Source organism: Streptomyces sp. (assembly GCF_031178505.1).
GTDB classification, from domain to species: Bacteria; Actinomycetota; Actinomycetes; order Streptomycetales; family Streptomycetaceae; genus Streptomyces; species Streptomyces gulbargensis.
Genome location: NZ_JAPSIW010000349.1, coordinates 1 through 7034, shown reverse-complemented (window position 1 = coordinate 7034; position 7034 = coordinate 1). Strand labels below are relative to the sequence as shown.

The 7034-nt window shown below is 71.9% G+C and carries 7 protein-coding genes; all 7 read left to right on the top strand.

Annotated elements, in window-relative coordinates:
* The coding region (locus RIF68_RS21530; protein ID WP_309052923.1) for an alanine--tRNA ligase-related protein at positions 1–1728 on the top strand (1728 nt) is incomplete at its 5' end.
* Positions 1728–2192: a Holliday junction resolvase RuvX gene (ruvX, locus tag RIF68_RS21525; RefSeq protein ID WP_309052922.1), complete on the top strand. Its 465-nt coding sequence runs from the start codon at positions 1728–1730 to the stop codon at positions 2190–2192. The genes RIF68_RS21530 and ruvX, both read left to right, overlap by 1 nt.
* Positions 2193–2294: 102 nt before the next feature.
* Positions 2295–4082 carry an endolytic transglycosylase MltG gene (gene mltG / locus RIF68_RS21520; RefSeq protein WP_309052921.1) on the top strand — a complete coding sequence of 596 codons (1788 nt, stop codon included), beginning with the start codon at positions 2295–2297 and terminating at the stop codon, positions 4080–4082.
* Positions 4063–4905, top strand: a complete 843-nt coding sequence (locus RIF68_RS21515) for a shikimate dehydrogenase (protein ID WP_309052920.1) — start codon at positions 4063–4065, stop codon at positions 4903–4905. The genes mltG and RIF68_RS21515 overlap by 20 nt, the downstream gene beginning before the upstream one ends.
* Before the next feature lie 45 nt (positions 4906–4950).
* Positions 4951–5304: a hypothetical protein gene (locus RIF68_RS21510; RefSeq protein WP_309052919.1), complete on the top strand. Its 354-nt coding sequence runs from the start codon at positions 4951–4953 to the stop codon at positions 5302–5304.
* Positions 5301–6485: a chorismate synthase gene (aroC, locus tag RIF68_RS21505; RefSeq protein WP_309052918.1), complete on the top strand. Its 1185-nt coding sequence runs from the start codon at positions 5301–5303 to the stop codon at positions 6483–6485. Before RIF68_RS21510 ends, aroC begins: the two co-directional genes overlap by 4 nt.
* Positions 6482–7003: a shikimate kinase gene (locus RIF68_RS21500; protein ID WP_309052917.1), complete on the top strand. Its 522-nt coding sequence runs from the start codon at positions 6482–6484 to the stop codon at positions 7001–7003. Before aroC ends, RIF68_RS21500 begins: the two co-directional genes overlap by 4 nt.
* Positions 7004–7034 lie beyond the last annotated feature (31 nt).

The following is a 7034-nucleotide window of genomic DNA, read 5'->3' as shown; positions in this document are numbered from 1 at the left end:
GTCCGCAACATGCGCCTGCTCGGCGCCACCGGCCCGGTCGTCGGCGAGCTCGTCGACACCGTGATCACCACGATGGGCGAGCAGTACCCGGAGCTGGTCACCGACCGCAAGCGCATCGAGGCCGTCGCCCTCGCCGAGGAGGCCGCGTTCCTCAAGGCCCTCAAGGGCGGCACCAACATCCTCGACACCGCCGTCACCGAGACCAAGGCCGCCGGCGGCAGCGTCCTCTCCGGCGACAAGGCGTTCCTGCTCCACGACACCTGGGGCTTCCCGATCGACCTCACCCTGGAGATGGCCGCCGAGCAGGGGCTGTCCGTGGACGAGGACGGCTTCCGCCGCCTGATGAAGGAGCAGCGGGAGCGGGCCAAGGCCGACGCCCAGGCCAAGAAGACCGGTCACGCCGACGTCACCTCGTACCGCGAGATCGCCGACACCGCCGGCGCCACGGAGTTCACCGGCTACACCAACACCGAGGGCGAGACCACCGTCGTCGGCCTGCTGGTCAACGGTGTCCCGTCGCCGGCCGCCAGCGAGGGCGACGAGGTCGAGGTCGTCCTCGACCGCACCCCGTTCTACGCCGAGGGCGGCGGCCAGATCGCCGACCAGGGCCGCATCAAGCTGCACTCCGGCGCCGTCATCGAGGTCCGCGACGTGCAGCAGCCGGTCCCCGGCGTCTCCGTGCACAAGGGTTCGGTGCAGGTCGGCGAGGTGACCGTGGGCGCCACCGCCTACGCCGCCATCGACGTGCGCCGCCGCCGGGCCATCGCCCGCGCCCACTCGGCCACCCACCTGACCCACCAGGCGCTGCGCGACGCCCTCGGTCCGACGGCCGCCCAGGCCGGTTCCGAGAACCAGCCCGGCCGCTTCCGCTTCGACTTCGGTTCCCCGAACGCCGTCCCCGGCACGGTCCTCATGGACGTCGAGCAGAAGATCAACGAGGTGCTCGCCCGCGAGCTGGACGTGCACGCCGAGGTCATGCCGATCGACGAGGCCAAGCGCCAGGGCGCCATCGCCGAGTTCGGCGAGAAGTACGGCGAGAAGGTCCGCGTCGTCACCATCGGGGACTTCTCCAAGGAGCTGTGCGGCGGTACGCACGTCCACAACACCGCCCAGCTGGGTCTGGTGAAGCTCCTCGGCGAGTCCTCCATCGGCTCCGGCGTGCGCCGCATCGAGGCCCTCGTCGGCGTCGACGCGTACAACTTCCTCGCCAAGGAGCACACGGTCGTCGCCCAGCTCCAGGAGCTGGTCAAGGGCCGCCCCGAGGAACTGCCGGAGAAGATCTCCACCATGCTCGGCAAGCTGAAGGACGCCGAGAAGGAGATCGAGAAGTTCCGCGCGGAGAAGGTCCTCCAGGCCGCCGCCGGCCTGGTCGAGTCCGCCAAGGACATCCGCGGCGTCGCCCTGGTCACCGGCCAGGTGCCGGACGGTACCGGCGCCGACGACCTGCGCAAGCTGGTCCTGGACGTCCGCGGCCGCATCTCCTCCGACCGGCCGGCCGTCGTGGCCCTCTTCACCACGGCCAACGGCAAGCCGCTCACGGTCATCGCCACCAACGAGGCCGCCCGCGAGCGCGGTCTCAAGGCCGGCGAGCTGGTCCGCACGGCCGCCAAGACCCTCGGCGGCGGTGGCGGCGGCAAGCCGGACGTCGCCCAGGGAGGCGGCCAGAACCCGGAGGCCGTCGGTGAGGCCATCGCCGCCGTCGAGCGCCTCGTGGTGGAAACGGCCTGATGCGACGAGGACGACGACTCGCCGTCGACGTCGGAGACGCCCGGATCGGGGTCGCTTCGTGCGACCCCGACGGGGTCCTGGCCACGCCGGTGGAGACCGTGCCGGGGCGTGACGTCCCGGCCGCCCACCGGCGGCTCCGCCGGCTCGTCGAGGAGTACGAGCCGATCGAGGTCGTCGTGGGCCTGCCCCGCTCGCTCAGCGGGCGGGAGGGCCCGGCCGCGGCCAAGGTCCGTGCCTTCGCCCGCGAGATGGCCAAGGGCATCGCCCCGGTACCGGTCCGGCTGGTGGACGAGCGGATGACGACGGTGAGCGCGACCCACGGACTGCGCGCCTCCGGAGTGAAGGCGAAGAAGGGGCGCTCCGTCATCGACCAGGCCGCCGCTGTGATCATCCTGCAGAACGCTCTTGAGTCCGAACGGGTATCAGGTAATCCGCCCGGTGAGGGCGTCGAAGTGGTCATCTGATCGCGATACGGTAACGTTCCGCGCGATGCGGCGGTGTTCGAACAGCTACCGCACTACGTAGAGGCGGATCGTCCGGAAGCCTCGCGGCTGTTTTGGGGATCGATGACTGAGTATGGCCGGAGCCCCGGCTCCGAACCGTGGCACCCCACGGACCCCTTGTACGGGGACCAGGGGTGGGAGGGCCAGCAGCAGTACCACCCGCACCCGCAGCAGGCGACGCAGTACGGCCACGGGGACCCGGGTTACCCGCAGCAGGGTTACCAGGATCCGTACGCGCAGCCGGACGGCGGGCAGGGCTACGCGCCAGACCCGTACCAGCAACAACACCAGCAACAGCCGGTGGACCAGCAGCAGTCCCACGCGCATCACCAGCACCAGCAGGCGCAGCACGAACAGTACGCGCCGCAGGGCTACGACGACCAGCGGCAGTACGAGCAGCCGGGATACCCGGGCGGTTACGACACGCCCGGGGACCCCGGACACCAGTACGACGGCACCTGGGAGACCGGCCAGGCCGCCATGCCGTACACCGCGCCCCCCACCGACCCGTACGGCGGCCAGGACCCCGACCTCTACGGCACTCCCGAGGCCTACCCGCCCCCGCAGCCCCCGGGCCGGCGGCAGGAACCGCCGACGCGGGAGCACGACCGGGAGGCCGGGGACGACCGCGACTCCGGGCCGGAGGAACGCCACCCCTTCTTCACCGGCGAGGACGACGACCCCGACGAGGCCCACGCGACCGAGAGCGCGGGCCGTGGTGGTCGCGGCTCGCGCGGCGACGACCGTGAGCGCCGCAACAAGGCCAAGAAGCGCAAGGGCAAGAACGGCTTCGCCTGCCTGGTCGTCGCGGCGGTCCTCGTCGGCGGCGTCGGCGGCGTCGGCTACTTCGGCTACCAGTTCTGGCAGGGCCAGTTCGGCGAGGCCCCCGATTACACGGGCTCGGGCACCGGCGAGGTCCAGGTCGAGATCCCCAAGGGCGCCGGCGGCTACGACATCGGCAACATCCTCAAGAAGGAGGGTGTGGTCAAGAGTGTCGACGCCTTCGTCTCGGCGCAGCAGCGCCACCCCAAAGGCCTCACCATCCAGGCCGGCGTCTACACGCTGAAGAAGGAGATGTCCGCCGAGAGCGCGGTCGACCTCATGCTCAACGCGGCCAGCCAGGCCAACCTGATCATCCCCGAGGGCAAGCGCAACGCCTGGGTGTACGAGCGGCTGGACCAGCGCCTCAACCTCGAACCCGGCACCACCAGGGAGATCGCCCTCACCAAGGCGGACTCGCTGGGCCTGCCCGACTGGGCCAAGGGGCACCAGAACGTCAAGGACCCCCTGGAAGGCTTCCTCTTCCCGGCCAGCTACCCGGTCGCGAAGAGCAGCAAGCCCGAGGACGCGCTCCGCAAGATGGTGAGCCGCGCCAACCAGGAGTACGCCAAGCTCGACCTGGAGACGAAGTCCCGGGAGCTCGGCATGAAGAGTCCGTGGGACCTGGTGACCGTCGCGAGCCTCGTGCAGGCCGAGGGCAAGACGCACGACGACTTCCGCAAGATGGCCGAGGTCGTCTACAACCGCCTCCAGCCCGACAACCGGGAGACCTACCAGCTCCTCCAGTTCGACTCCACGCTGAACTACCTCAAGGGCCAGTCCGAGATCAAGATCTCGGAGAAGGAAGCCAACACCAACACCGACCCGTACAACACCTACAAGCACAAGGGCCTGCCGCCCGGCCCCATCGGCAACCCGGGCAGCGAGGCACTCGCCGCCATGCTCGACCCCACGAAGGACGGCTGGATCTACTTCGTGGCCACGGACGGCATGAACAAGACCGAGTTCGCCAAGACGCACGCCGAATTCCTCATCCTGAAGGACAAGTTCAATGCCAGCACGAACCAGTGAGACGCGCCGCCGCGCGGCCGTCCTCGGTTCGCCGATCGCCCACTCGCTCTCCCCGGTCCTGCACCGGGCCGCGTACGAGGCGCTCGGCCTGGGGAACTGGTCCTACGACCGCTTCGAGGTGGACGAGGCGGCACTGCCCGGCTTCGTCGCCGAGCTCGACGACACCTGGGCCGGCCTCTCGCTGACCATGCCGCTCAAGCGGGCGATCATCCCGCTGCTGGACGGGATCAGCGACACGGCGGCCTCGGTGGAGGCGGTCAACACGGTGGTGTTCCGTGCGGACGGGCGCAGGGTCGGTGACAACACCGACATCCCCGGCATGATCGCCGCCCTGCGCGAGCGGGGCGTCGAGAAGGTGGAGTCGGCGGCCGTCCTCGGCGCCGGCGCCACCGCCTCCTCCGCCCTCGCCGCGCTGGCCCGCGTCTGCGCGGGCCCCGTCACGGCCTACGTACGGAGCGAGGCCCGCGCCGAGGAGATGCGCGGCTGGGGCGAGCGCCTCGGCGTGGAGGTCCGTACGGCCGGCTGGGATCGCGCGGCCGAGGCCTTCACCGCGCCGCTGGTCGTCGCGACCACCCCGGCCGGCACCACCAACGCCCTCGGCGGGGAGGTACCCGACCGGGTGGGCACCCTTTTCGACGTCCTGTACGACCCGTGGCCGACACCGCTGGCCGCCGCCTGGACCGAGCGCGGCGGCAAGGTGGTGGGCGGCCTCGACCTCCTGGTCCACCAGGCGGTCCTCCAGGTCGAACAGATGACGGGCGTCCCGCGCGCGCCGCTCGCCGCGATGCGCGCGGCGGGGGAGCGGGCACTGGCCGCCCGCTGACGGGCGGCGGCACGAAAGCGAAGGACACGGGGGGACACAGGGGACATGGGCGACGATATGGTGCTGGCGTCGAAGTGGGACGCGGGCCTCGATCTGGCGCGTTTTCTGTACGTGGGGTTCTTCAGCGACGTCCCGGCCTGGGCGCGCTGGACCGTCGTCGTCCTGGGCTGCGGGGCTCTCGGCTACGGAGCCGTGCGGTCCCGCAGGGCCCGCGGCCGGGGCCCGGCGGGTCCGGACGACGACACCTCCGGCGGCCCACAGGGCGAGACGCGCGTCCGACAGCTGGACCGGGACCAAGGGGACGCTCCGGACGTGGGAGGATCTGAGGTGGCGGGCCAGGGCCGCGCACCCGGCCGCGCCGTCGCAGTGCCCAGGCGCGAGCATGAGGAGCATCGTTGAGCAGGTTGCGTTGGCTGACCGCTGGGGAATCCCACGGACCCGCGCTGGTCGCGACCCTTGAGGGTCTTCCCGCCGGTGTCCCGGTCACCACTGAGCTGGTGGCCGACCACCTCGCGCGGCGGCGCCTCGGATATGGACGCGGCGCCCGGATGAAGTTCGAGCAGGACGAGATCACCTTCCTCGGCGGCGTCCGGCACGGCCTCTCCCTCGGCTCCCCGATCGCCGTCATGGTCGGCAACACCGAGTGGCCCAAGTGGGAGAAGGTCATGTCGGCCGACCCGGTCGACCCGTCGGAGCTCAAGGAGACCGGCCGCAACGCACCGCTCACCCGCCCCCGCCCCGGCCACGCCGACCTCGCCGGCATGCAGAAGTACGGCTTCGACGAGGCCCGGCCGATCCTGGAGCGCGCCAGCGCCCGGGAGACCGCCGCCCGCGTCGCCCTCGGCGCCGTCGCCCGCTCCTTCCTCAAGGAGGCCGCCGGCATCGAGATCGTCAGCCACGTCGTGGAGCTGGCCGCCGCCAAGGCCCCCTACGGCGTGTACCCGACCCCCGCCGACGTCGAGAAGCTCGACGCCGACCCGGTCCGCTGCCTCGACGCCGACGCGAGCAAGGCGATGGTCGCGGAGATCGACCAGGCCCACAAGGACGGCGACACCCTCGGCGGCGTCGTCGAGGTCCTGGCCTACGGCGTCCCGGTCGGCCTCGGTTCCCACGTCCACTGGGACCGCCGCCTCGACGCCCGGCTCGCCGCCGCGCTCATGGGCATCCAGGCCATCAAGGGCGTCGAGGTCGGCGACGGCTTCGACCTCGCCCGCGTGCCCGGATCGAAGGCCCACGACGAGATCGTGCGGACCGACGAGGGCATCCGGCGCACCTCCGGCCGCTCCGGCGGCACCGAGGGCGGCCTGTCCACCGGCGAGCTGCTGCGCGTGCGCGCCGCGATGAAGCCCATCGCGACCGTCCCCCGCGCCCTCGCCACCGTCGACGTCGCCACCGGCGAGGCCGCCGCCGCCCACCACCAGCGCTCCGACGTCTGCGCCGTCCCGGCCGCGGGCATCGTCGCCGAGGCCATGGTCGCCCTGGTCCTCGCCGACGCCGTGCTGGAGAAGTTCGGCGGCGACTCGGTCCCCGAGACCCGCCGCAACGTCCGGTCGTACCTCGACAACCTGCACATCCGGTGACCGGCGGGCCGCTGGTCGTCCTCGTCGGACCCATGGGCTCCGGCAAGTCCACGGTGGGCGCGCTCCTCGCCGAACGGCTCGGCGCGCCCTACCGGGACACCGACGCCGACATCGTCGCCGCCGAGGGCCGGGAGATCTCCGACATCTTCGTCGAGGACGGCGAGGAACACTTCCGCGCCCTGGAGCGGGCCGCCGTCGCCGCGGCGATCGCCGAGCACGAGGGCGTCCTCGCCCTCGGCGGCGGCGCGGTCCTCGACGCCGGGACCCGCGCCCTGCTGGCCGGGCTGCCCGTCGCGTACCTCTCCATGGACGTCGAGGAGGCCGTACGCCGGGTGGGGCTCAACACCGCCCGGCCGCTGCTCGCCGTCAACCCGCGCCGCCAGTGGCGCGAGCTGATGGAGGCCCGCCGCCACCTGTACACCGAAGTCGCCCGGGTCGTCGTCGCCACCGACGAGCGGACCCCCGAGGAGGTCGCGGACGCGGTCCTCTCGGCACTGGAACTGAAGAAGGACGCATGACCACGGAGCAGGACGTCACCCGCATCCACGT

Excerpts from the sequence above, each read along its gene's own strand:
- ruvX (WP_309052922.1), top strand. The coding sequence starts at position 1,728 with ATGCGACGAGGACGACGACTCGCCGTCGACGTCGGAGACGCCCGGATC.
- mltG (WP_309052921.1), top strand. The coding sequence starts at position 2,295 with ATGACTGAGTATGGCCGGAGCCCCGGCTCCGAACCGTGGCACCCCACG.
- RIF68_RS21515 (WP_309052920.1), top strand. The coding sequence starts at position 4,063 with ATGCCAGCACGAACCAGTGAGACGCGCCGCCGCGCGGCCGTCCTCGGT.
- RIF68_RS21510 (WP_309052919.1), top strand. The coding sequence starts at position 4,951 with ATGGGCGACGATATGGTGCTGGCGTCGAAGTGGGACGCGGGCCTCGAT.